The 25,207-nt window shown below is 56.4% G+C and carries 23 protein-coding genes; 18 read left to right on the top strand and 5 right to left on the bottom strand.

Annotation, left to right across the window (positions count from 1 at the left end):
• Positions 1 to 39: 39 nt before the first annotated feature.
• Genes ACR0EV_RS12015 through ACR0EV_RS11985 form a run of 7 tightly spaced genes read left to right on the top strand, consistent with a single transcriptional unit; the run spans position 40 to position 8,206 of the window.
• A complete protein-coding gene (locus tag ACR0EV_RS12015) occupies positions 40 to 984 on the top strand; it encodes an ABC transporter permease (RefSeq protein WP_420584783.1) in 945 nt (314 codons plus the stop codon).
• A complete protein-coding gene (locus ACR0EV_RS12010; protein ID WP_371732004.1) occupies positions 965 to 1,843 on the top strand; it encodes an ABC transporter permease in 879 nt (292 codons plus the stop codon). The genes ACR0EV_RS12015 and ACR0EV_RS12010 overlap by 20 nt, the downstream gene beginning before the upstream one ends.
• A complete protein-coding gene (locus ACR0EV_RS12005) occupies positions 1,843 to 2,829 on the top strand; it encodes an ABC transporter ATP-binding protein (protein WP_480800301.1) in 987 nt (328 codons plus the stop codon). Before ACR0EV_RS12010 ends, ACR0EV_RS12005 begins: the two co-directional genes overlap by 1 nt.
• Complete coding sequence (locus tag ACR0EV_RS12000; RefSeq protein ID WP_480800300.1) at positions 2,826 to 3,827, top strand: ABC transporter ATP-binding protein; 1,002 nt, start codon at positions 2,826 to 2,828, stop codon at positions 3,825 to 3,827. Before ACR0EV_RS12005 ends, ACR0EV_RS12000 begins: the two co-directional genes overlap by 4 nt.
• Positions 3,824 to 5,842, top strand: a complete 2,019-nt coding sequence (locus ACR0EV_RS11995) for a CocE/NonD family hydrolase (RefSeq protein ID WP_480800299.1) — start codon at positions 3,824 to 3,826, stop codon at positions 5,840 to 5,842. The genes ACR0EV_RS12000 and ACR0EV_RS11995 overlap by 4 nt, the downstream gene beginning before the upstream one ends.
• A gap of 29 nt (positions 5,843 to 5,871) precedes the next feature.
• The gene (locus ACR0EV_RS11990) at positions 5,872 to 6,726 is read left to right on the top strand and encodes an alpha/beta fold hydrolase (RefSeq protein ID WP_480800298.1); all 855 of its coding nucleotides are present in this window, start codon (positions 5,872 to 5,874) and stop codon (positions 6,724 to 6,726) included.
• 16 nt (positions 6,727 to 6,742) lie between these two features.
• The gene (locus tag ACR0EV_RS11985; RefSeq protein WP_480800297.1) at positions 6,743 to 8,206 is read left to right on the top strand and encodes a M81 family metallopeptidase; all 1,464 of its coding nucleotides are present in this window, start codon (positions 6,743 to 6,745) and stop codon (positions 8,204 to 8,206) included.
• 1,104 nt (positions 8,207 to 9,310) lie between these two features.
• On the opposite strand, the gene ACR0EV_RS11980 is transcribed toward ACR0EV_RS11985, so the two are convergent.
• Positions 9,311 to 9,874, bottom strand: coding sequence for a TetR/AcrR family transcriptional regulator (locus ACR0EV_RS11980; protein WP_480800296.1), 564 nt, complete (start codon positions 9,872 to 9,874; stop codon positions 9,311 to 9,313).
• A 78-nt stretch (positions 9,875 to 9,952) separates the two neighbouring features.
• Between ACR0EV_RS11980 and ACR0EV_RS11975 the strand changes: the two genes are divergently transcribed.
• The 7 genes from ACR0EV_RS11975 to ACR0EV_RS11945 all read left to right on the top strand — a co-directional run bounded on the left by ACR0EV_RS11975 (position 9,953) and on the right by ACR0EV_RS11945 (position 14,747).
• Complete coding sequence (locus ACR0EV_RS11975; protein ID WP_480800295.1) at positions 9,953 to 10,834, top strand: oxidoreductase; 882 nt, start codon at positions 9,953 to 9,955, stop codon at positions 10,832 to 10,834.
• A gap of 108 nt (positions 10,835 to 10,942) precedes the next feature.
• Positions 10,943 to 11,389: a hypothetical protein gene (locus tag ACR0EV_RS11970; protein ID WP_480800294.1), complete on the top strand. Its 447-nt coding sequence runs from the start codon at positions 10,943 to 10,945 to the stop codon at positions 11,387 to 11,389.
• Positions 11,390 to 11,407: 18 nt separating this feature from the next.
• Positions 11,408 to 11,887: an SRPBCC domain-containing protein gene (locus tag ACR0EV_RS11965; protein ID WP_480800293.1), complete on the top strand. Its 480-nt coding sequence runs from the start codon at positions 11,408 to 11,410 to the stop codon at positions 11,885 to 11,887.
• Positions 11,877 to 12,539 carry an NAD-dependent epimerase/dehydratase family protein gene (locus ACR0EV_RS11960; RefSeq protein ID WP_480800292.1) on the top strand — a complete coding sequence of 221 codons (663 nt, stop codon included), beginning with the start codon at positions 11,877 to 11,879 and terminating at the stop codon, positions 12,537 to 12,539. The genes ACR0EV_RS11965 and ACR0EV_RS11960 overlap by 11 nt, the downstream gene beginning before the upstream one ends.
• 518 nt (positions 12,540 to 13,057) lie before the next feature.
• Positions 13,058 to 13,684, top strand: a complete 627-nt coding sequence (locus ACR0EV_RS11955) for a dioxygenase family protein (RefSeq protein ID WP_480800291.1) — start codon at positions 13,058 to 13,060, stop codon at positions 13,682 to 13,684.
• A gap of 269 nt (positions 13,685 to 13,953) precedes the next feature.
• The gene (locus tag ACR0EV_RS11950) at positions 13,954 to 14,247 is read left to right on the top strand and encodes an antibiotic biosynthesis monooxygenase family protein (protein WP_480800290.1); all 294 of its coding nucleotides are present in this window, start codon (positions 13,954 to 13,956) and stop codon (positions 14,245 to 14,247) included.
• A 41-nt stretch (positions 14,248 to 14,288) separates the two neighbouring features.
• Positions 14,289 to 14,747 (top strand): GFA family protein, encoded by a 459-nt coding sequence (locus ACR0EV_RS11945; RefSeq protein WP_480800289.1) that lies wholly within the window; start codon positions 14,289 to 14,291, stop codon positions 14,745 to 14,747.
• A gap of 140 nt (positions 14,748 to 14,887) precedes the next feature.
• On the opposite strand, the gene ACR0EV_RS11940 is transcribed toward ACR0EV_RS11945, so the two are convergent.
• Positions 14,888 to 15,301 carry a MarR family winged helix-turn-helix transcriptional regulator gene (locus tag ACR0EV_RS11940; protein WP_480800288.1) on the bottom strand — a complete coding sequence of 138 codons (414 nt, stop codon included), beginning with the start codon at positions 15,299 to 15,301 and terminating at the stop codon, positions 14,888 to 14,890.
• 80 nt (positions 15,302 to 15,381) lie between these two features.
• Between ACR0EV_RS11940 and ACR0EV_RS11935 the strand changes: the two genes are divergently transcribed.
• Positions 15,382 to 15,828, top strand: a complete 447-nt coding sequence (locus ACR0EV_RS11935) for a hypothetical protein (protein WP_480800287.1) — start codon at positions 15,382 to 15,384, stop codon at positions 15,826 to 15,828.
• A 193-nt stretch (positions 15,829 to 16,021) separates the two neighbouring features.
• Here the strand turns inward: ACR0EV_RS11935 and ACR0EV_RS11930 are convergent, their stop codons facing one another.
• Positions 16,022 to 16,975, bottom strand: coding sequence for an SDR family oxidoreductase (locus ACR0EV_RS11930; protein ID WP_480800286.1), 954 nt, complete (start codon positions 16,973 to 16,975; stop codon positions 16,022 to 16,024).
• A gap of 134 nt (positions 16,976 to 17,109) precedes the next feature.
• On the opposite strand from ACR0EV_RS11930, the gene ACR0EV_RS11925 reads away from it, so the two are divergent.
• Positions 17,110 to 18,021 carry an AraC family transcriptional regulator gene (locus tag ACR0EV_RS11925; protein WP_480800285.1) on the top strand — a complete coding sequence of 304 codons (912 nt, stop codon included), beginning with the start codon at positions 17,110 to 17,112 and terminating at the stop codon, positions 18,019 to 18,021.
• 282 nt (positions 18,022 to 18,303) lie between these two features.
• On the opposite strand, the gene ACR0EV_RS11920 is transcribed toward ACR0EV_RS11925, so the two are convergent.
• Together ACR0EV_RS11920 and ACR0EV_RS11915 are read right to left on the bottom strand one after the other, a co-directional pair.
• Positions 18,304 to 19,188, bottom strand: a complete 885-nt coding sequence (locus ACR0EV_RS11920) for an aminomethyl transferase family protein (protein ID WP_480800284.1) — start codon at positions 19,186 to 19,188, stop codon at positions 18,304 to 18,306.
• Between the two features lie 225 nt (positions 19,189 to 19,413).
• Positions 19,414 to 20,955 (bottom strand): trimethylamine methyltransferase family protein, encoded by a 1,542-nt coding sequence (locus tag ACR0EV_RS11915; RefSeq protein WP_480800283.1) that lies wholly within the window; start codon positions 20,953 to 20,955, stop codon positions 19,414 to 19,416.
• Between ACR0EV_RS11915 and ACR0EV_RS11910 the strand changes: the two genes are divergently transcribed.
• Both ACR0EV_RS11910 and ACR0EV_RS11905 read left to right on the top strand, forming a co-directional pair.
• A complete protein-coding gene (locus tag ACR0EV_RS11910; protein WP_480800282.1) occupies positions 20,921 to 21,943 on the top strand; it encodes a LysR substrate-binding domain-containing protein in 1,023 nt (340 codons plus the stop codon). The genes ACR0EV_RS11915 and ACR0EV_RS11910 overlap by 35 nt on opposite strands.
• 801 nt (positions 21,944 to 22,744) lie before the next feature.
• Positions 22,745 to 25,204 (top strand): alpha-ketoacid dehydrogenase subunit alpha/beta, encoded by a 2,460-nt coding sequence (locus tag ACR0EV_RS11905; RefSeq protein WP_480800281.1) that lies wholly within the window; start codon positions 22,745 to 22,747, stop codon positions 25,202 to 25,204.
• The last annotated feature ends 3 nt before the right edge of the window (positions 25,205 to 25,207 follow it).

The raw sequence follows: 25,207 nt of genomic DNA, 5'->3' as shown, positions 1-25,207 counted from the left end.
GCGTATGACCGCCGCCCGCACGGCCTTTGGGGGGCGCGTATGCTGAGCTATTTTATCAAACGGCTTGGACTGGCTGCTGCGATTGTTTCGGTCGCCATGTTCCTGCTGTTCTGCATGATCTACCTGATCCCCGGCGACCCGGCCTCGGTCGCGCTGGGGCCTCGGGCGACCGAGGAAATGCGCGCCGCCCTGCGCGAAAAAATGGGGTTGAACCAGCCGGTTCTGGTTCAGTTCTGGAATTTCTACATCGGGGCATGGACCGGTGATCTGGGCGACGAGGTTCTGTCAGGTCGTCCCGTCACTACAGTCGTGTTCGAGCAACTGCCCTACACGCTGGCTCTGATCGTCGGCGGCATCACGTGGTCGGTTGCCCTGGGCATTCCTCTGGGTTGCTGGGCGGCGGTCAGCCGCGGCAGCTGGGCCGACCGGATTGTTGGCATCCTGTCCGTTGCAGTAATCGCGGTGCCCTCCTTTGTAATCGCAATCTATGCACTTCTGATCTTTGCCGTCGAACTGCGCTGGCTGCCCGCCATCGGAGCGGGTGAACCCGGAAATCTCGGCGATCAACTCACTCATCTGATCCTGCCGTCTCTGGCCGTTGGTCTGGGTTGGGTCGGTTACATCGCCCGCATGGTGCGCGCCTCGATGCTCGAAGTTCTTGAGGCTAGCCATATCCGCACCGCACGTGCGTTTGGCTTGCCCGATCGAACGATCACCTATCGCTACGCTCTGTCGATTGCGATCCTGCCCACGGTCACCTTGCTGGGCGTGGGCATCGGTCAGATGCTCTCATCGGCTGTTTTTGCCGAGATCGTTTTTGCCCGCCCCGGCGTTGGTAAGCTGGTCTATGACGCCATCCTGACCCGCAATTTCCCCATCGTGACAGGCACCGTTCTGATCACAACCGTCCTGTTCGTTCTGCTCAACCTATTGGCAGACCTCATCATCGGAGCTTTGGATCCCCGTGTCAGAAGCAGTTTCTAACCCCGCCCCCGGGCGCATGGCCGAGCTGTGGCGCCCGATCCGCAAAATCCTGCGCGAACCTTTGGGCGCGTTGGGATTGTTCCTGGTGCTGTTCGTCATCTTTGGCGCTGTATTTGCCGATCTGTTGACCAGTTGGGACCCGACGAAAATCAACCCGCGTGACCGGTTCCAGGGCCCAAGCGCGCAGCATTTGATGGGTACGGACCAACTGGGCAGGGACCTGTTTGCCCGGGTGCTGCACGGCGGACGGATTGCGTTGTTCGTCGCTTTGGTCTCAACCGCTGTGTCGCTGGTGATCGGCATCGTTTTGGGCCTGATCGCGGGCTACGGACCACGTTGGCTGGACAACCTGATGATCCTGCTCTTCGACGCGATGAAGAGCTTTCCCACCGTCATGCTGGCCCTTGCGCTGGTAACGCTGATGGGGCCGTCTCTGACTGCTGTGATGGTCGTTGTCGTTCTGGTCACTGTGCCCGGTTACGCACGGATCATCCGAACCCAGACAATTGCGTTGAAAACTTCGGAATACGTCACCGCTGCGCAAAGCATGGGGGCGTCTTCGGCGCGTATCCTGCGGGTGCACATTCTGCCAAACGTGATCGGACCGCTGGTTATCCTCGCGTCGATGGACATCCCGGTCGTCATCGGGATTGAGGCGGGGATGAGCTTCCTGGGTCTCGGCGTGCGCCCTCCGACCCCAAGCTGGGGTTCGATCCTGAATGACGGGTTTACCAATATCCGCGACACCGCCTGGATCGCGATCGCAGGCGGTGTGCCAATCATCATCACCACGCTGGGCTTTACCTTCCTGGGTGAGACGCTGCGGGACGTGTTCGATCCCCGGCTGAAAGGACGCTGATGACCACGCTGCGCATAGACAATCTGAACGTCAGCTTCTCGACCGAGGCCGGGCCGCTGCACGCCTTAAAAAACGTCAGCTTCGATGTACCCGAAAACCGGATCGTTGGCATTGTGGGCGAATCCGGCTGCGGCAAGTCCACTCTGATCAACGCCATTCTGGGGCTGTTGGCTGACAATGGCAGCATCGACGGTGGCTCAATCCTGTTCGAAGGGCAGGATGAGCTGACCACCCTGTCCCCGTCGCGCATGCGGGATCTGCGCGGCCCGCGTATCGCCACCGTGTTTCAGGACCCGATGGGCGCGCTGAACCCCGTGATCTCGGTCGGCAAGCAGATGCTCAATATCCAGTATCGCTCCTCCCTGTCGAAAGAGGAAAAGCTGAACCGCGCAGTCGAGATGCTGGAACTTGTGCGCATCCCCGATGCCCGTGCGGCGTTGACGCGCTATCCGCACCAGTTCTCGGGCGGGATGAAGCAGCGGATCGCGATCGCGATGGCCTTGATGATGGAACCCGCCCTGCTGATCGCAGATGAACCAACAACCGCGCTGGATGCCACGCTTGAGGTGACAACGATCGAGCTGCTCAAGGACCTGCAGCAGAAGATCGGCTGTTCGGTCATGTTCATCTCACACCATCTGGGTGTCATCGCTGAGCTTTGTGACGATGTGGTGGTCATGTATGCGGGTGAAGTTGTGGAGCGCGGCACCGTCCGGCAGATTTTTCAGGATCCGCGCCACCCTTACACGGCGCGGCTGCTGGAATGCGATCCGGCACGGCAAAGCGAACGCACCCGGCAACTGCCGACGATCCCTGGGGAAATCCCCGATCTGCGTGCGCGGCCCGCTGGCTGCATTTTTGCCAATCGCTGCGACCGTGTTAGTGACGTATGCTCGGCACCGCCGCCCGACAATGATATCGGCAATGGCCATATCGCCCGCTGCTTTGTCGCAGACACCCCAGCTGAAACCGGAGTGACGGCATGAGTAGCGATCCCATTCTCAAGGTCGAAGATGTTCAGGTTTCCTTTCCCGTTGGAGGGATGGGACGTAAGAACGCAATCCTTGGCGTGGCCGGGGTTAATTTCGAGGTCAACCGGGGCGAAACCTTTGCCCTTGTAGGTGAAAGCGGTTCTGGCAAAACGACGTTGGCCCGCGCCGTGAATGGCCTGCAAGAGATCAGCGCCGGAACGATTACGTTCGAAGACCAGCGCATCGACACGTTGGACCGAAAGGCGATGAAGCCCGTGCGCAAACGCATGTCGATGATGTTTCAGGACCCCGTGGGCTCCCTGTCCCCGCGCATGACCGTCGGCGATCTGGTGACCGAGCCGTTCCGCATCCACGGGATCGAAGGCCGCAACCTGCGGGACGAGGCCGCGCGACTGCTGACCTTGGTGGGTTTGCCGACAAGTTTCGCCTCGCGCTTTCCACATCAATTGTCGGGTGGGCAAGCCCGGCGCGTTGGCGTGGCGCGAGCTATTGCGTTGGACCCGGCGCTGATTATCGCAGACGAACCCACGGCGGGTCTGGACGTGTCGGTGCAGGGCGAAGTTCTCAACCTGCTGAACGACCTGCGCGAACGGCTCGGACTGGCAATGGTCATCATCACGCACAACCTGCATGTGGTGCACCATGTGGCTGATCGAACAGCGGTGATGTATCTGGGGCGCTTTGTCGAGGCAGGTGACACTGAAGAGGTGTTCAGCGCACCGCAACACCCCTATACGGCAGCACTTTTGTCGGCCAACCCCGAGCCAGACCCGGACAAGACCCATGACCGGATCACCCTACCTGCCGAAGTTCCCTCGCTGTTGGCGCGACCGGCTGGATGCGAGTTCCACACCCGCTGCCCTTGGGCGCAATCGAGATGCAGTGTGGATGCGCCAGAGCGGCAGGTCACCGACGGGCGCGCAGTTGCCTGTCACTTCCCCCTTGAACCCGGTGCCCGCCCGCCGGAAATGGAAAAACAGGCCGCGTCATGAGTGACATCGAGGTCATCGAAACTGTCTGGATTCCTATGCCCGACGGCACAAACCTTGCCGCGCGGCTCTGGCTGCCTGCGTCTGCCAGAACCTCACCGCTGCCCTGTATTCTGGAATACATCCCCTACCGACGTCGGGATGGAACACGTATGCGCGATGAAAGTATGCACCCACATTTCGCTGCCGCCGGATATGCCTCGATCCGCGTCGACATAAGAGGATATGGAGACAGCGAAGGCGTGGCCGAAGACGAATACTCGCATCAGGAAATCCAGGACGGCCATGACGTCGTTCAATGGATTGCCGCTCAGGATTGGTGCGACGGAAATGTCGGCATGTTCGGCAAAAGCTGGGGGGCGTATAACGCGTTTCAGGTCGCAGCGACCCGGCCCCCGGCGCTGAAAGCCATCGCGCCTGTGATGGGTACGGATGATCGTTGGCGCGAGGATATTCACTTTTACGGTGGCTGTCTGGCCAACGACAATTTCTGGTGGGGCTCGATCATGCAGCTCTACAATGCGATGCCTCCCGACCCCGAGATCGTCGGTGCCGATCGCTGGATCGACATGTGGCGCGAGCGGATGACCGGTGCGAAATTCTGGCCCGCCATGTGGCTGGAGCACCAAACACATGATGAGATGTGGCGGCGCGGCTCGATCTGCGAAAACTACGCGGATGTTGAGGTTCCGGTGTATTTCTTCGGCGGTTGGATGGACCTGTTCCGGGACACGCCCTTCCGCATTGCCGAGCATCTCAAAGGCCCCGTGAAAATCCTGATGGGACCTTGGGCGCATCTTTACCCGCATGAAGGTGTCCCCGGGCCAAAGGCCGATTTTGTCGGCGAAGTAATCCGCTTTTGGGACCATTGGCTGAAAGGCAAAGATACCGGTCTGATGGATGAGCCCCCGCTGCGGTTTTTCCTGCAAGACAGCGTGGCCCCTTCAGGCGCGCATCTGCATCGCGCGGGGCGTTGGGTCGAAGAACCCTCTTGGCCGTCGCCGAATGTGTCCGCGCAGACGCTCTGGCTAAATGATCAGACGCTGGACGATACGGCTCAGGCCGGGACGGCGATGTCGATCTGCTCGCCGCAGACGTTCGGGGCAGCCGCTGGCGACATGTGCTCGTTCGCGATCCCCGGCGATATGGCTGCGGATTGCAGGATCGATGCCGGGGGTGCTTTGCAGTTCAAGGGGGCGCCCCTGACCGAACCGCTGGACTTGTTGGGCCAGCCCAGCATTGACGTGACGGTGTCCGCTGATAAACCACAGGGATTTGTCGCCGCCTTGCTGGTGGATGAGGCCCCGGACGGCGCACAAACCTTGATCGCGCGAGGGTTTTGCAACCTCAACCATCGCGAAAGTGACACCCAGCCTACGCCGATCACGCCCGGCGAAGACATGACCGTTACGGTTCCCATGTACGGAACAGGCTACCGGGTGCCGATGGGCCATCGGGTCATTCTGCAAATCGCCTCAACATATTGGCCAATTCTGTGGCCCGCGCCGCAGCCGGTGACGCTTACGATCCGGCCCGGTACATCCCGGCTGATCCTGCCGGTCAGAACCCAGCCTGACGGCAGCACCGAACCACGTCCGCTGCCCGAACCAGCGCCCCCCACCGCAGCCCCGCGAAAAACCCATGTTCGCAGTGGCTCGATGGAACGTTCGATCCATACTGATCTGACCACCGGCGAGATGACACACCGGTTCTTCCTGGACGGCGGAGTGTTTGGTCCGGTCGGCGATTTCCGCCTCGATGACATCGGAACAGTGCTTAGCGACGTTTCAGACCGCCGCTACACGATCCACCCCGGCGATCCATTGTCTGCCGTCGCCACTATGGAGCAAACGGCAGGTTTTGACCGCGACGACTGGTCCGCGAAAATCTGGACCTATTCCGAACAACGAGCAACGGCGACCGAGTTTCACCTGACCTCACGCCTCAAGGCCTGGTCAGGTGATGAACTCATTTTCGAAGAAGAAGAGACCCACATCATTCCCCGCAACGGAATGTAGCGCGTCCTTGCGGCCACAGGAGCCTTCCAATGTCAGCTTTCCCTGAATTTGGGCCAAAAGCCGAAACACACCAATTGACCATCGGCGGCGTCACCATGCGGGTCGTCGTCGAAGGCAACGGGCCGCCGGTCGTGTTTGTCCCCGGAGGCGATCAGACGGCTGAGGCTTATTCCGAGCAATTCTCGCGCCTGTCCGACAGTTTTAAATGCATCACCTATGATCCACGCGGCGCAGGTGACACGCAGTCACCCCCACCGCCTTGGACGATGCATGACTATGCGGCGGATTGTGCTGCGGTGATTGATGCCTTTGCTGATGGGCAAGCGACCGTATGCGGCCTGTCGCTGGGCGGTCTGGTCACACAGCAAACCGCGATAGATTTCCCCGGCAAGGTGCGGCTGGCCATTCCGATGGGCACCTCGGCCTATATCGACGGGTTCACCCGTGACTGGATGCAGGCCGAGATCGATCTGCGCAAGGATGGCATCACCCTGCCTGAATATTTTCTTGCGCCGCACTATGCCGTTTACGCCTTTCCGGCCAAAGCGCTGCACGAACCCGAGCTTTGGGAACAGCTCAAGGCATCCTATACCGAACGTTTTCGGGATCGCGACCCACAGGCAACGATTGATCAGTGGGAGGCCTGTCTGGAATTCGACTGCCGAGAGGGGTTAAAAACCTGCCCGGTCCCGATGCATGTCATCGCCTTCTCCGAGGATGTTCAAACCGCTCCGGTCATGTGCAAAGTGGTTTCTGACCTTGCGCCCAATGGTGTTTTCCACGAAATTCCCGGCCTTGGTCATGTTTCGATGACCCGCCACAAACCGGATATCGTGGCGGCAAAACTGCGTGAGATTTTGACCACCGAATTGGTGCATCAATAGACGACTGAAGGGTCAGATGAGAATTGCAATCGCAGGATTTCAGCACGAAACCAACACCTTCATCGACACCCCAACGCGGCTGAGCGATTTTGAACAAGCCGACAGCTGGCCGGAATTGCTTAGTGGTCAAGACGTACTGGATGTGACCCGCGGTATGAACCTGCCCATCGGCGGTTTCGCGAAAGCTGCGTTGGTGGATGGGGTTGATGTGTTGCCCATCTTATGGTGCGCCGCCGAACCGGGTGGCAAGGTCACGGATCACGCCTTTGACACGATTGCCGGACGCATCACTGATGCACTGGCTGACATGCCGCCGCTGGATGGGGTCTATCTAGACCTGCACGGCGCCATGGTCACCGAGTCCTGCGATGATGGTGAAGGAGAGCTGTTGTCGCGGATCAGGCAGGTGATCGGGCCGGACCTGCCGCTTGTTGCAAGCCTTGATATGCACGCCAATATCTCGGGGCAAATGGTGGATTTATCGGACGCGATGACCATTTTCCGCACCTACCCACATCTCGACATGGCAGACACAGGCGCACGGGCCTTTCAGGTGATACGCGACATCTGTTCAAACGGTCCACCTGCAAAAGCGTGGCGGCAGGGTGAGTACCTGATCCCGCTGCACAGCCAATACACGGAAGTGGCCCCGGCCAAAACGCTGTATACCGCGCTGGATGCCTTTGACGGGTCTTATGGGCGCCTTTTAGAACTCGCCATGGGATTCACCGCAGCCGATACAGCCGATTGCGGACCATCCGTCTTGGCCTACAGCGCGTCTCAGTCCGATGCCGACGCATTGTCAGTGCAGATGTTAGAACAGTTGCAGACGGCTGAAGCACGGTTCGATACCACCCTATTAAGCCCCAAAGATGCTGTGGCCACTGCACGCCACGCAAACGGCAAAGGACCTGTTGTCATCGCGGATGTGCAGGACAACCCCGGGGCCGGAGCGTCCGCCGACACGACAGGCTTGCTACGTGAGCTCGTGCATCAGGACGCACCCTCGGCCATTCTCGGGCTAATGCATGATCCGCGTCTGGCCGCCAAGGCCCATAAACTGGGCAAAGGTGCAGAATTCGAGGCCGAGATTGGCGGCAAAGGTCCCGGCGACACCCCCTTTTCTGCACAAGTGAAGGTGCATCACCTGAGTGACGGCCAATGCCGTTATTCGGGCGAAATGTATGGCGGGGGTGTTGCAACGCTCGGTCCGTCGGTCGCATTGCAGCTAACCGGAACGCAAGTCCATGTCCTTGTCACCAGCATTCGAAATCAATGTCTGGATCTGGCGCAAATACGTTTGTTCAATCTGGAGCCGGAAGACGCGCAGATACTATGTGTCAAAAGCACAGCGCACTTTCGCGCCGATTTTGAACCCATTGCGCAGAGTGTTCTGGTATGTGCCGCGCCTGGACAATTTCCATGTGAACTCTCGGGTATCAGCTATACAAAGCTGCGCCCAGGGGTTCGTATAATTTAAAGATGACAGCGTCTGCGTCTGCAGAAATACCAAATTCGCCGCGCGACTGTTTTGAACGGTTAAGGCAATTTACGACAAGGGATTGACGATCGGGATTGTTGGCGGCTCAGGTATGCTTGGCGCGCGCCTGCAAAAGCCGTTCCTCAATCCTCCCTTGTTCCAGCCGGTCAGTTTTGGGATCCCAACCGCAGTGGGAACGCTGATCTTGCCGAACAGTTTCCGGGCGTAACCGTTACCAACAACAACCAGAAGCTTGCGGACGCCTCCGACATAACCGTGTTGTTTGTCCCGCCTGCGAACGTAGAGCAGATAAACCTTTCCGCCTGGGACAAGGTGGTGATCTCTGTTACGCGCATGTTTTTGCGCTCGATGGCTATCAAGAAACTCGTATCCGCGATTTATGCTCAGCCGGGGATGACAAAGTGATCATTCGAATAGATTTGTGATCACCTTTTTTCCTTCACCGAACGATCGCTAGAGGACACCTTTCCCTAAACAAAATTCGTTCCTCTAAGGTTCGTCGCGTCTTCAAACTTAGGCATTGAACAAAGTGCAGCGCATGAAACTGGTAAGATCCTGTTAGAGACTGGGCTGGGCTCTTTTCATAGCTCCCAAGATCGCCGTAAAACTTCACAACCCATCAATTCGGCAATTAAGCTTCTTGCAAAACGGCGACAGTAAAACGAGTTGGAAACGGCCGCACCAGACCGGCACCGCCCGCGCAGCAATTGCGTTTGGACTTGTCGCTCTTTTGTCTGCCTGCGCCCATAGCCCAAATGACGCGGATCTCGATCCGGAACGTCAGTTAATGACGTTGCAAGAGGTCTAAAAAAGCAGGCTCGGTGGCAAAGAGTTTGGTGCGTGCCTAACGCTCGCATCAGTATGATGCTTCACAAGCGGTCCTCTTTTCAGGTACATGATTTGCTTGCGTAGGGAACACGAGCCGTGGCGTTCTTTCGCAACTCATTTAATGTATTCCTGAGTTTGGATGTCTGGTTTTGGCTGCCACCAGCCAACTATCCGAGAGGCAGCGAAGGCCGATTACGTGTCCATTTTGTCCGATGCTGCGGCTGGCATCGAATTTCGCATTGGACATTCTTAAATCTAATTCACGTTGACTACCTTCAGCACAGAGACCCGGAGCGCGTCGAGCAGTTGCACCAAGTGCTTTCTGTTTTTCGCCGAGTATTTTGCCGCCGTCGCAGTGCGTTGGATAAAGTCTGCATATTGGTCCACCGACAGGTCCGCAGCCCTAAGGTCATCCGAGAAAGGCTCTAAAAGTCGGACAATAATCTCTGTATTCCGCTGAGCACCTGCTTCGAGCTCTTTCTGTGAAGAAGCAGTTACGCCCGCAATGATGTCTTCGGCATTCGGCGAGGATTGAAGTACATCGTAGTGCTCAATCACGGTGTGCTGGAAAATCACATCCAATTGCGCACTGAGGCCCGTTGCCTTCCTTAGCCCGGCCTCAATGTCCACAACAACCTTGTCTGCCATAGATCGGATCGTGGCCTGTAAAACTTCGTCTTTGTTGGCGAATGCTTTGTAGAGCGTCTGTCGCGATAACCCTGCTTCTTCCGCAATGTCGTTCATGCTTGTCCGTTTAACCCCGAAACGAAGAAAGAGTCGGACTGCTGCGTCGAGGATGTGGGCGTCGCGATTTTTCATAGCGGGCATATTGACATTACGTGGATGACTGTCAATATTTACAATCAGCCATCAAATGTAAACTTTGTGGAGTCTTTCATGACCACCTGTTCCCGAAAAATCGCCGCCGTCACCGGAGCTAACAATGGCATCGGATTTGAAACGACAATCGGCATGGCCGAGGCTGGGTTCCACGTAGTGATGGCCTGCCGCAATCTCGAAAAAGCAAAAACTGCGCGGGACGATGTGCTGGCGCGCGTGCCGTCAGCCTCGCTTGATGTGATGCCGCTAGACCTGGGTGATTTTGCCTCTGTCAGAAGCTTTGCCGAGGCGTTCCGCGCGCGCTATTCGAAGCTCGACGTGCTGATCAACAATGCGGGCATACTGCTTTACACCGCTGAGACGAATGGCGATGGGATCGAACTGCAATTCGCTACAAATCACCTCGGTCATTTTCTTTTGACGGCGTTACTGATCGACCTTGTACCAGACGATCCGGCATCCCGGATCGTGGCGCTTTCAAGCCTCGGGCACAAGGGGGCCACCATCCGGTTCGATGATCTGACCTGTGGTCAGGATGGCGGCATTGCTTATGGTCAGTCGAAACTCGCGAACCTTTTGTTCGGGGACGAGCTAGACCGTCGCCTACAGGCTTCCGGGCTCAGGCTAAAAGCACTGTCCGTCCATCCCGGCGGCTCTGAGTCTGGTCTGTTCCACAACGTTGCCCCGGATCAGCTTGCGCAGATGAAAGCGCAGGTTGAACAGTTCCTGCATTCACCAGAAGAAGCCGCGAAACCAACGTTGCACGCGGCACTGTCCTCGGATGTCCAAGGAGGCGATTACTACGGCCCCACCGGCCCCCAGGAAATGAGTGGGGAGGTCGGTGTGGCCACCCGCGATCCGATAACTGCGAATATCGAGATTGCTACTCGGCTATGGACCCTGTCCGAAGAGCTTACCGGCCAATCCTTCAAAACCTGATCCCGCCATCCATTCTAGAAACGGTGGCGGCAAGGGCTTAGGCCTTGCCATGTAGCCTTCCGAGCCACGTCGATCATTTGGGAGCCGCATCTCCAGAGACGGTAGATCATGCAAAAAACACTTTCACACATCTTCAGCTTGCTGTTGATCCTCGCCGCCCTGATCATGCTCTTCTGGGGTCTTCTTGGCTTTCTGGAATTCTTCTCGGGACTTGCCCCGCTGATGCCCCTACAAAACGAGACATTCCCAATTGGCATGCAGACGCTCCATTGGATTTTGATCACTACATCGGGGGCCACGTTCCTTGCCGGTTACGTCTTGCGCTGGCGCTACACGCCCATCGCAATGCTTGTGATGTTCACAGCACTTGCCACGATGTGCACGGTCCAAACTTTCGACATGCTGCAAAACCCAACCCGCTACCGCAACTTCGTGGTGGAGTGCGTCAACTACATCCTCATTTCCGTCTACCTCTTCCGGTCGCGGCGCATGCTCGAGCGGTTCGGGCGGATCACCGTTGAGACGGCGCTCCGCGCCGCGCCTCTAGGGGGTTGAACCAAAAAAGGGAAGATCATGGAAACCGGTAGAACTGAGAAGGTCAGCTTCTCGCATCACAAAATCCACACTGACATCCTTATCAACACGACGCCCGAAGCCGTTTGGGCGGTTCTGACCGATACTGCGAATTACAGCTCCTGGGCTACATTCCTTGTGGGAATCGAGGGCAAGATCGCGGACGGCGCAACCATCAATTTTGCCTTCCAGCTGGACCCCAACAAGGACAAGCTCACACGGATTGATCACACGATCACTGTGGTAGACGGCCAGGAGTTCTACTGGGCTGAAAGAGGCCCCGGCGGCATACGCGATAACCACCATTTCTGGGTCGAGGCCACCGGAGATGGAAAGACCCGGTTCGTGCAATCGGACGAGATCATCGGCGGCATGACTTTCCTGATGGGTGGACGATTGGCGAAATTGTATCTGGAGGGCTACCAGGCGTTTAATCGCAGCCTGAAGGCGAAAGCGGAGCGACGCGGTAATGTCGGATGAACCCACCGCACGAGCTCTCGGGCGCGTACTGCTTACAGGGGCAACCGGCATGGTCGGGTCGTCCGTTCTGGCTGCATTGCTGGAGGAGCAGAGCGTAACTGAGGTTGTTACCCTTGGGCGAAGGTCTTCGGAACGAACCCATGCCAAGCTGACCGAAGTCAACTTCACGGACTTCGGGAATTCAGACTCATACATCCAGTATCTGGCCGGTATCGACACGGTATTTCATTGTCTGGCGACCTACTCAGCCGGCGTCAGTAGGGAGGCTTATTCCGAGATCACCGTCGATTGGCTGATCAACCTTGTACGGGCTTGTGAGGAGGCAACGCCGGAAGCAACATTCTGCCTCTTTTCTGCGCAAGGTGCGCGAACCGACGGGGGCGGCATGTCATTTGCTTTGAAAGTCAAAGGTGAAGCTGAGACTGTTCTTTTTGCCTCCCGTATCAAACGCAAGTTTGCCTTTTGCCCCGGCTATATCGCCCCATCGGAACGAAGCAGGTGGAAACCATTAGACTATCTGTTCGCGCCGCTTCATAGCCTAGCACCATCCACAGGTGTGACATCCGATGAACTGGCACAAGCTATGGTGAGAACAGCCATCAACAACACTAGGTCGTCTGCCGTCCTGGAAAATAGTGAAATACGAGCTTGATTGGCGTGACGGCGAGTTTCAGGGCCTTGAGCGACATCGGCCGCAGGCACAGCGAAAATTGTTCAATGTGGAGCAACGTCCGTAAAGGCCGCTGTCGGTAGCTGCATAGTTTAGGTGAGAATATCCGCTTCTCCAATTGGGCGTTTGGGTCAAGCTCGTTATTCTTCGTTGTTTGGGATCATTGTCACTTATCCGGGTCACGCCTTTTTTCGCAGTCTGATTGACGCCACGCGAGGCATCGCTGCACGCAAGTGTCGGCTTGTTTGTGGAGAGCCTCGCTTTGAGACCCGCTTTTGTTGGCGCAGCAGACATTTGCTGATATAGAACCAACCGTTTATCGGAGGCTTAACCTCAGTTCTGGGTTAGCCCAATTGCGCATGCTTTGAGCCCATGTTGAAAGTTGCCGTCACCTCATTAACGAGCACTTGAACCGCAACAGGCGGACATCGAAGCGCTGGGCGCTATGTGATGGGTGATTTAGTAAGTGTTAAAGCAATCTCACACGGGAAGGCACAGTCATGGAACCGTATAAAAAGACTCGCCGTAATCTTTTAGGTGGCATAGCAGGACTTTTAGGCGCTAGCACTTTAAGTACAAAAGCCGCCGCGGCTGTGCTGACCCCAGGGGCTGCAGAAGGACCGTTTTACCCCACACCGGCCATGCGGACGCCTGATATTGATAATGACCTCGTCAGGATCAGGGGGCGCGTTGAAGAAGCTGGTGGCGAAGTCTTCACGCTACGTGGGACACTCACCGGCGCTGATGGACAACCCCTGGTCAAACATCGCATCGAGATTTGGCAATGCGACCTCAACGGCAATTATTTGCACCCGCGTGACCGCCGTAGCGTAAATTTTGACAAAGCTTTCCAGGGTTTTGGTCATGATGTCACTGATAACGACGGCAACTACGTTTTCCGCACGATTAAGCCGACAATCTACCCCGGACGCACACCACACATTCATGTAAAAGTGTTTGATGGCCGTCGAGAGTTGTTGACGACACAGTTCTACATCAAAGGCCATCCGAACAACGCCCGGGATGGGTTGTTTAGCCGAATGTCTAAAGTTGAAGCGAACGCAGTGTCTATGGAATTTGTACAGGGTGCGACAGGACTTGAAGCAACCGTTAATGTTGTCGTCTAGCGAGCAGGAATAAGTCCGCAACTCGGAAGCCGTTCCTGTTTTAACCAACGTCCGGTTTCACAATAGGCGTTCAGCGGGACGTCAACGCAGACGTTGCAGCGGTGCTGGCCGCCAACGAGGTTTCGGATTGGTCGCACTATGGACATTCGACAAACGTGCTCAGATGACCGCTCTGAGCCCAAAGCAGACACGCTCGTCACGAAATGATATGATCCTAGAAGCAGAGGCGCTCATACAATCAGAAACCGCACTTTTCGGAGGTCGGATGAATGATTATGCGCATTTTTCAGGTCGTGACTCGGCCAGGCAAAGAGGAAGAATTCAGCAAGTTCTTCCATGAAACAGCTATCCCCCTGATGAGGGGCACCAAGGGCATCATTCAAGTGCTTCCTGGTGCCGCACGTGCCGACACACCGCGAGAGTTCAGCTTTGTCATGGTGTGGGACAATCTAGAGTCTCTAAAAGCGTTTGTCGGTGAAGACTACCAGAGCCCGCATATCGATCCGTCGGAGGCCGAATTGGTCGAGTCGCGTTCTATCAAGCACTATACACTTGTCGAATGAAGACGATGACTTGATTGCGAAAAAACAACTAGGGGGGAACAATGATCAACGGGAAATGCGGCTGTGGAGCCGTAACGTATCAGATGACGTCACCACCGATGTTTGTGCACTGCTGCCACTGTAGCGATTGTCAGCGACAGACCGGAGCGGCTTACGTCTTGAATGCCATAATTGAGGCCGATCGAGTCAAACTAGAGGGGCCAATCACTGAACATGCACTCTCTACTCCAAGCGGGAAAGGTCAGGTTATCACGCGGTGTCGGGATTGCGGCGTCGCCGTTTATAGCAGCTATATGATCCGCCTTGGCAAGCTAAAGTACGTGCGTGTCGGAACATTGAACAACCCGGATCAATGTCCTCCGGATGCGCAGATTTTCACGAGCAGCAAACAAGCTTGGGTGCCACTCAATAAGGACATTCCAATTTTCGATGAATTTTACAATTTCGATGAGGTGTGGCCACAGAATTCGCTTAAGCGTTTGGAGACAGCACTATCCTAAAGGTCCAGTCGCTATAGCTTAATAACTGCTTTATCCTCGCAAAGTGGAGATCGGCTGCGGTTTGGCAAGTGTCGGCGCAAAGCCATTGTCTACTGGTTCGCAAAAACCTGACGAACGCCTGGTTTCGCGGTTGCTTGTTTCTAAACCACGCGTGAAAGCAGCTTTTTTAGGGTTTCTCTTTCGCTCTCAGATATTGGGTCCAGAAGTTCGCCAATCACTTCTGCAACGGCTTGCGTCAGTTCAACAACAATCTGACCACCCTTGGGGGTCAAACTAAGATAGCTGACGCGGGCGTCATCGGTGGACCTTTCTCTCTCAACCAGCCCTTTGGTTTCCAAAGATCTGATCATCCGGGTCATCTGTGATTTGTCACGCGCAACGCGTTTGGTCAGTTCGTTTAAACTCACCCGGCCAGTATCAGCGAGCGTCATAAGAACGATGCCGCCACCAGGACCGACACCTGCCCGATCAAAACCGGGCGCACGTTCCTGCAACCCAAAGTGAATTGCGCGCATGAAGCGGTCGACAAGAAGTGCGAGGTCTGAATCTTGCATTTAGTTGACTTAGTCTACTTTTAGGATTAGTGGATAATGTCAACTTACAAGCTATGGCTGCAATCGCAAGGACGGCAGACATGACGGACGCGCAAGAGGTGGGACTTAAGGTTGCTGCAATACTCTGGATCATTTGGGGGCTGGTACATACGCTCGCGGGCGTAATGGTACTAGCCAGTGATGCAACTGGCGGATTTCAAGCGATTGCGGACGCATTCGACCCAATTGCGCTAGAAGCAGACTATCATACGGCCGTTGGAGGGGTTCTCAATCAGCACGGTTGGAACTTGGGCTGGTTCGGAGTCGCAACGATTATTGGTGCAATCTTTATTTGGCGGCAGAATATCACCGCGATTTGGGTGACTGGCATGATTGGTGGACTAGCCGATCTTGGCTATCTTCTGTTCATGGACTTCCCCGGTTACGTAAACTTCGTACCAGGCACGATTATGACCTTCATCTCGGCCGCAGCCATCACCCTGAGTTTCTGGATTTGGTTTTCCGCAAAGCGCGCAAAGCCACTTTGAAAAACGGACAGCTTGTAATCTTGTTTGAATGCCGGGTTCTTCCCCAACCTATTCGTTCAGCAATCTTCGAATTTCGTAGCTGTGGTAGACGGCGGGCTCAACCTTTTGCACCGCAATTGAGAGATAAGGAGATAAGCGGCAGCTTTGTGCCGAGCAGGTTAGCAGTTGTTTGCCGATGCCGGAGGTGCTGAGGTCACAGTTTCCACTCAAACCCGACAGCTTCTTCGGACATATCCCAAAGCCGTGTCATGATGGATTTGTCATGGGCGTGAGCGTTTAGTGTCCCTTTGCCGACCGGACCGACCATTTCCATACGACCCGTCGGACCGTAAAGAGCGCGTTGCTCGGTCAGGGCTTTTTCGGTGGCACACATAACTTCGGGGTATGAGCCTTGTTCCGCAGTCTGTACCATCGGCGTCTTGGTCATTAGCCACCAGATGAAACGCATCGTGCGGCTGCCGCTCGTTGTGATCAGCGACGTCGCCGATGAGCCAGGATGACACACGAAAACCTCGACATCTTTGCTCCCCGCAGCGGTCAGCCGGTCCTGTAATTCGTATGCGAACATCATTTGCGCCAACTTGCTCTGCGAATAGGCAGTATTTGCGCCGTAGCCCTTGTCCCAGTTCATATCGTCAAACCTGATGGTCTTGAGGCCGAGGTTGTAGCCGAGGCTCGCGACAACCACGATCCGGCCCTTGCTTTCCGCGATGCGATCGAAGAGCAGACCATTTAGCAGAAAATGCCCATAGTGGTTGGTGCCAAGTTGGCTTTCGAACCCATCGACGGTCAGCTTGCGCGTCGGCACCTGCGCGATGGCCGCGTTGTTGATCAGTGCGTCGATACGGGGCAAGGTCTTCAGGACCACTTCGGCGGCCTCGCGCACGCTGTTCAGGACCGACAGGTCCATATGGATGAAGCTCACGTTGGCATTCGCGCCGAATTCCTCTTTCAGCTCCGCGATAGCAGCCTCGGACTTCTCGACCGAGCGGTTCAACATCACCACTTTGGCATTTTTCTTTAGAAGAATGCGCGCGGCTTGAAAGCCTGCGCCAGCGTTAGCGCCAGTTATGACGTAGGTCTTGCCTGATTGGTCGATGAGGCGCTCAGGAGTCCAACCTTTAGGCCCAAATGTCGTATCTGCCACTTTCGGTCTCCTGCCAGTCCAAGCTGACGGCTTTGGATGTCGTTGTTTGAAAGTAGAGATAGAAGCTGATTGAGCATGGAAACAGACGATATTCTCTCGATTATTTGCCCATTCGTCTCGATCACATTGCAAATATGAAAACCCTCTGCCAGCTAAAGGGCATGAGCAAAGAAGACATCAAAGACCTTATTGAGCGCCGCCTGCCAGAGGCGGGCATGGTTGATACCTCTTTGAAGGGTGTCCGGCTTTTCCGGGTGACCGAGGCCATGCCCTGTGTGCCAGCCGTCTACGATCCCACGGTCGTGGCTATTCTCAGCGGCACGAAGGAAGCTGTGCTGGACGGTAACCATCACGTCTATGGCAGCGAAAATTACCTGCTGTGCCCGATGACTCTTCCAGTGGAGGCAGGCACGCCACACGCTTCAGAATCCGATCCTCTGCTTGGCGTAGTGATCGCTTTGGATCCACGAATGATGCGCGAGCTCACTATGGAGATCGAGACCGCCACCGGTGGCAACAGACAGTCTTGGGGCAACGCGCCGTCGGCTTTGGTATGGGCGGCATGGGATGCGGGGTTCACGCAGGCTTTGCTACGGCTTCTCGAGCTTCTCGACGATCCGGTTGATCTGCAGGTGTTGGGACCAGGACGTCTGCGCGAGTTGTGTTATGCGGTGCTCATGGGTGAGGCCGGGGCCGTCGCAAGACGTGCATTTGGTGTCGGCAACGAAATCGCGCGCACCATCGAGTATCTCTCGAACCACCTGAGCGAACAGGTGACCATCGACGACATGGCCAACCATGTGGGCATGAGCCGCGCGGTTTTCCATCGGCGGTTCAAAGATGCCACGACAATGTCCCCGATACAGTACGTGAAATCGATGCGGCTGAACAACGCTGCGATGAAGATTGCCGAAGGAAAGACCGTGTCGGAGACGGCCTGGGATGTGGGGTACCAAAGCTCTTCTCAATTCAGCCGCGAGTTTAAGCGGATGTTCGGCCAGTCACCTCGGCAGTGGTGTCCTACAGCACAGGCCCCAGAGCGATAGAACTATGGCGAATCTGAACTTCAGCCTTAGGGCGAATGTCCGGAAAGCGCGCTGACTATAGCATTGCAGTGCATGATTGAGTGATCGGTATGGGCCGACTGTGCCGGTGAGGTGCTAACCTCATAAATCTCCTACTGAAAGACTCCGGCTGGTTGTTTTAGCCATAAAAGGTGGACAAGGAAGCTCCTGAAACCGCCTTTGGTCAGCCAAAATGCTGAAAGGCGGACGTGAGTGCCACTAAGCCCAATGCCTCACACGCCCGCCCGGTTTGAACTCGCCAAGTTATTGATGCGTCCGTATCTTTTGTGGGTCGTAGACCGGGGTGCCAACAACTGTTGCAACGGTTTGAAGAGTCTCGCTTTTTAGCTGCAAAACCGTTCCAATGGCGATCCCAGGCCGGACATGCGCCAGCGCCAGCGATTTGCCCATCCGATGAGAATGGCAGGGGCTGTTGATCACCCCGATCTCTCCACCATCCAGCAGCAAAGTCTCGCCGCCCTCCACCATGTCCGAGTGATCAATGTCGAGGCAAATATTGGAAATCTTTTCACGGCCCTTCGCCGCCATCACCGCCTTTTTGCCGCGGAAATCACCCTTCGTGGCGCTGACTGTGAAGCCTAGGCCGACCTCCCAAGGGGTGTGCGCCTCGGTCATGTCATAACCGTAGAACAGCAGCCCCGCTTCAATCCGCACCTTGTCGAGCGCGGTGAAGGAGCACGGCATGACACTGGCTTCTGCCAGCTTGTCCCAGATATCAGCAATCACCGCGGCGTTGGCAAATATCTCATAGCCGCGTTCGCCTGAATAGCCCGTGCGCGAGATCCGACAGGAGTGGCCAAACAGGACGGCAGGAGCGTGTTCAAAATAGCCCAATCGGGGAAGATCGATGTCGCAAAACGCATTCAGGATATCCAGCGCTGCCGGACCTTGGACCGAGACGTCGTGCAAGTCGTCGGTGAACTCCAGCCAGACGTCACGGCCCTTCGCCGAAGCTTGCAGCAGCGCCATGGTATCGCCGGAGCCATGCACGATCATCCATTCATCGCTGCCGTTGTTCGAGACAATGGCGTCGTCAGCAATGCCACCCGCTTCGGTCAAGACGCAGAGGTAAGAGGCTTTGCCCGGCGTCAGTTTGGACAGGTCTCGTGTGGTCAGGTGATCCAGCACGGCTTGCGCGTCCTTGCCGCGGACAAACACCTTTTTTTAGCGGCGACATGTCGAACATACCGGCGCGCTGACGTACGGCGTCGTGCTCGTCCTTCGGGTCGGTGCTGTAGGTCCAGGCGGTGCCCATTCCGTTCCAGTCTTCCAACCCCGAGCCTAGGGCAATGTGGCGGGAGGCAAGCGCTGAGGTGCGGCTCAGTTCTTCGGTCATTGTCGAGGTGTCCTTTTTCAATGCCATTCGTCAGGCATGGCGGTTTTTCGCTCCGCCACAAAGTCATTTAGGGCAGTGCGGGTGCCGCTGCTCATCACCGGCGGCTTATAGTCCTTAAGCATCTGACGCCATTGGGCTGCAGCACGCTGATCAGCGGTCTGGCGGCCGTTTTCCTCCCAGGTTTCAAAGGGCCCCGCTTCGGGGACTTGTGGTTCGAAATTGGCGGTTGTGTAGTGACGCAGGGTGTGCCCAGTGGAAAGGAAGTTTTCTCCTGGACCGGCCTCGGCGTAGGCATCACGGCCAAAGGCCTCGTCGTCCGTGCCAAACCCCTGCAGCATCTTAAGCATCGCGCCGCAATGGTCGAGATCCATCACGAACTTCTCGTAGGACATCACCAGCCCACCTTCGAGCCAGCCCGCTGCATGCCAGACCTGATGACCGCCGGACAGCAGCGTAGCCCACATGGCGTCTGCGCTGTCTTGCATCGCTTGGCCATCGGCGGCGTTGGAGGCAGTGACCTGACCGCCGCCGGAACGCACCGGCACCCCCAGCCTGCGGCCCAGTTGGCTAAGCGCCATGGTAATCAGGTTCGCCTCAGGCGAGCCAAACGTGAGCGCGCCGGTGCGCAGGTTCATCGAGGAATGAAAACTCCCGAAGACCACCGGGCAGCCAGGGCGCACCAGCTGGCTGAGCGCGATGCCCGCCATCGCCTCGGCCAGAGTCTGGGCGGCGACCGCTGCGGGTGAGAGAGGCCCCATAGCACCGGCAAAAATGGCAGGCGAGATGCAGACGCATTGGTTGGCCGCTGCATAAATACGCAGGGAGGCGGACATCACCCCGTCATAGATCAGCGGCGAATTGACGTTGATATTGGCCTGCATCACCGCGTTTTGGTCCAGGAAACTAGCGCCGAAGGCCAGCCGGGCCATTGAAATACTGTCCTGCGCGCCCTGCACCGAGGCCACGCCGCCCATGAAAGGTTTGTCCGAGAGAGTTAGATGTGCCAGCAACATGTCCAGATGCCGCTTGTTCACAGGCACATCTGTCGGTTCAACCACGGTGCCTCCGGTATGGTGCAGAGCGGGCGAAACATGCGAAAGCTTCACAAAGTTATTAAAATCCTCCAGCGTGGCATAGCGGCGGCCTTGATCCAGGTCTGTGACAAAAGGCGAGCCGTAGCCCGGCATCAGCACCAGGTTGTCGCCACCCAGAGTCAACGTGCGGGCGGGATCACGTCCATGCAGCTGGAATTCGGTAGGAGCGGTGTTGCATAGCTGGCGCACATGCCCGGTTTCGAAGCGGATCCGGACGCCGTCAATGCGCGCTCCTGCTTCGGCAAAAAGCGCAAGTGCCGAGTCATCACCGCGGAATTCGACGCCGACATTCTCCAGAATCCAGTCAGCCTGAGCTTCGATGCGCCGAAGCGCGGTCTCGTCCAGCAGATCATAGGCTGGGATATGACGGCGCTTATACACCTTCGCCACCTGACGTGCGTTGTGCCGGATCAACCGCCCCCGGCGCGGCTTGGCGCGCTGGGTGATGTGGGTATCGGCGTTCATATTTCCCAACCCGGCAACTCCTGAAAATATGCTTCTTGATCCATATTTTCGAAATCTGGCACGCCAACAATCAATATTATTTGCTCACAGCGTTCAGAAAATTTATACGCTATGCATCATGCTCATTAAATTTCGCCATCACGACAGCCTGCGCTTGTTCGCTCAGGTCGCTCGTTACCGCAGTTTTTCAGATGCGGCCGGGGCGCTAAACATGACCAAGGGCGCAATCAGCTATCAGGTGAAAATGCTAGAGGCGGATTTGGGGTTTGCACTTTTTCAGCGCAACGCCCGCGGGGTGGAGATGACGCCAGGTGGGCGCAAGCTGCTGGCTGCCTGCCAAGACCACTATGAAGAAATCGAGGCCGGAATCCTCGCTCTCAAGGGAGTTTCTACCAGAACCTTGACGGTAGGTGTCTCCACTTATTTCGCCGCCCGTTGGTTGTCGCCTCGGCTGATGTCCTTCATGCAGGAGCATCCGGATATCCAACTGCGGCTGCAACCGATGATCCGCCTGTTCGACCTTGAAGCGCAAGGTGTTGATATCGCAATCCGATGGGGAAGTGGGCAATGGGGGGATGGCGACGTTACGCCGTTCCTCCCATGCCCGGCATTTCCCGCAGGCAACGCGACAGCATTGGAAACGGTCGAGCGGCTCGGGTGGGAGCAAGCGGTTTCAACATTTACGCTGTTGCGTGATCATGATGACAGCGATGCCTGGACAGACTGGTTGAATACCGCAGGGCTGCCGCACCGGACGCGCCGGGACACGCTGATCATCCCTGACCCAAATGTACGTGTTCAGGCGGTTGTTGATGGTCAGGGGATCGCCCTAATGGACACGCTGATCGACCAGGAGTTGGAAGAGGAGAAGCTGTTCCGTCTATCACCTCATGCGCTGCAGGACTACGGCTACTTTCTGGTCCGCCCGCTCAAAGCTGCTTCCCAGGACTGTGCCGCTGCGTTTTCAAGATGGTTGCAAACCCAATAAAATGACCAATTTTGTTGAACTGCATTTCTGAGTTCTGTCGCAAACATTGTTCACACCTGTCAGACTTGGTGTCGTTTTGGTAGCGCATGCTCTAGGCTCACAAACCGTTCTTGTCGCACGGATTAAGACCCATGTGAAAGCGAAGGGTGAATGGGATTACTGCAATCCTGCCATCGTCAAACACGACAAGACCCTGGATTTTATGCTATTCCAAACACCGGAAAAAGCAGCCCTGCCCAAGTTCTTTGCTTGTGCGTTTGTGATGAACGGTTCGCAAGGAAGATCGTTATCGACACAAGCGGAGCCAACACAGCTGGCTTCGGAACACTAAACATGATGCTGGTAGGCTTCGGTTGTCCGGTGCTGATTGAAATGGTCAGACGAACGTTCCGCAATAACAACATTGGACAAGACTACCGGTTCACTAAGCGTCGTATTGGCCTCTTTTGGGATTCAAGTCTTTCGGTGCGGAGCGCCCGCTAACGAGTGCATCAAATTGATCAAGATGATCCGCAAAGGTCAATTTTCGCCCGAACTCTTTCAGTTTCAGCAGTTTGTTCAACTGGCAGGATAATCAACCCGCCTGCGTTGTTTTCTGGTCCCTGATAGTTGTTTGCGACAGAACCCGCGCGTGTCAAAAACTTCAGCCAACCTAACTGTTGCGCTCAGAGTTTGCGACAAGTCCTGCAACAGAGCCACTGTTGGCAGGTTGAAAAGTGATGAACATACGTGTTTTCAATTTGTCAAATGACCAAAATCTGATATCTAAATTGGGCCTCAGCCGCAGAGATGGATTAATAAATGCCAAAGCAACTGCTCGTTGACCCCGAAAAGACCCTCCGGTCGAGCGAAGTTTCGTTCGCGCCAATCCCCATTCACGCTTATGAAACTGACTTCGCTACCGAGCGGGATCGGTATGGTGATAAGGTCTTGCTGGGCGTTTTGCGACACATGATGGTGATCCGTGAATTCGAAAGTATGCTGGCCTCTTTCAAAGGAACCGGGGCCTATCGCGATATCTCGTATGTATACAAGGGCCCCGCACATCTTTCGATTGGTCAGGAAGCGGCGGCAGTTGGCGCAGCCCTGGCACTGGAGCCGGGTGACTGTATTTTGGGCTCCCATCGCAGCCATGGCGAGTTTCTGGCTAAGGGCCTCTCTGTCATCGACAAGCTGAACGAAGATGAGGTGATTTCGATACTAGCCAGCCATCAGGATGGCAGGCTTCTAGATACAGTGGCCCGCACTGTCGGGGGCACTGCCAAGGATTTGGCTGAGAACGTCCTACTCTTTGGGCTGCTGGCCGAGATATTCATGCGTGCAAATGGCTTCAATGGCGGTATGGGCGGGTCCATGCATGCGTTCTTTCCACCCTTTGGCGTCTATCCAAACAACGCCATCGTCGGAGCGAGTGCGGGGATCGCGACGGGTGCCGCTTTGAGACGTCGTTTGGCGGGCGAGGACGGCATCGTCGTGGCAAATGCCGGAGATGGGTCCACAGGATGCGGCCCCGTCTGGGAAGCTATGAATTTCGCCTCTATGGCGCAGCTCAATACTCTTTGGCCTGAGGTCGTGCGTGGTGGCCTGCCCGTACTCTTCTTCTTTACGAACAACTTTTACGCGATGGGTGGCCAAACCCGGGGCGAGACCATGGGGTGGGATCGCTTGTCGCGCATTGGTGCTGGGGTAAATCCAGACCAGATGCACGCCGAAACTGTCGATGGCACAAACCCTCTGGCTGTGGCTGATGCGGTGGCGCGCAAACGTAACTTGCTGATGGATCGTAGGGGCCCGGCGCTTCTGGACGTGGAATGCTATCGCTCGGTCGGGCATTCAACGACAGACGCGAATGCATATCGCTCGCGCGATGAGATGAAGCTTTGGGACGCATTTGATCCGGTTGCACAGTTTTCACAAACGCTAAAGGCCAAAGGTGTCATGACCGCGACCGAGGTTGAAGCGATGCGCGAAAACGTTGGGGCGCAGGTTTTTGCGATTACAAAGGCGGCCATTGATCCTGCCATTGCTCCCCATGTCGACGTGGCGGCCCGACCGACGCATATCGGGCGAATGATGTTTTCGGATACCGAGATCCCGGTTCCGGCCAAACCCGCCCCTCTGACTCAACCTCCAGAGAAATCTGCTGCGATGCGGGGATTGGCGCGGAAATCGCGGACTGGTCGGGCCGAGGACGGCACGACGCTTCCCGGTCTGCGCGCGATCACCTTGCGCGACGGGCTGACCGAAGCCGTTTTGCATCATATGACACACGACGAAAGCCTTGTGGCCTATGGTGAGGAATGCCGCGAATGGGGTGGCGCCTTTGGAGTGTATCGTGGGCTGGCCGACATCCTGGCGCATAACCGGCTGTTCAATTCGCCGATTTCTGAGGCGGCCATCGTCGCGACCGCTGTTGGCCATGCGATTGCGGGAGGACGCAGCCTTGTCGAGCTGATGTATGGCGATTTTATCGGTCGTGCGGGCGATGAGATATTCAACCAACTGGCCAAGTGGCAAGCAATGTCTGCGGGGCAGTTGCAACTGCCGGTGGTTCTGCGGGCCTCGGTTGGCTCCAAATACGGCGCGCAGCATTCGCAGGACTGGACCTCTTTGGTCGCCCACATACCCGGCCTAAAGGTTGCTTATCCTGCAACGCCTTATGACGCCAAAGGTCTGATGGCGTCGGCCTTGTCTTCGAATGACCCGGTGGTGTTTTTCGAGAGCCAGCGCCTCTATGATCAGGTTGAGCTTTTGAGAATTGGCGGGGTGCCGCAAGAGTATTACCGCATCCCGCTTGGCGAGCCCGACATTAAACGCACTGGGCGCGACGCGACGGTTGTGACAATCGGGCCGTCGCTTTATCCGGCGCTGAGAGCTGCGGAGGACCTAGCCGAAGCCGGGATCGACATCGAAGTGATCGACGCGCGCTCATTAGTGCCGTTCAACTATGACAAGGTACTGGCTTCGGTGCGCAAGACCGGCCACCTTCTGGTGGTTAGCGAGGCGTCCGAACGCGGTAGCTTTGCCATGACCTTGTCCGCGAACGTTACGCGCTTTGCGTTTGCCGATCTCAAGGCACCGCCTCGTGTTTTGGGTTGCCCAAACTGGATTGTCCCCGGGGCGGATATGGAAGACACCTATTTCCCACAAGCTCATGATATCATTGATGTCATTGCGGGTGATTTTTTCTCTGACAAGCGCCTCAACCGGCGCGGGGTCAGAACATGGGACGATATCGAACTGGCAAAATCCGGTCTTTAGAAG

It is taken from the genome of Ruegeria sp. CF8, from assembly GCF_056537285.1.
Note: the sequence above shows the minus strand (reverse complement) of the source record. Positions and strands in the feature narration are given on the sequence as shown.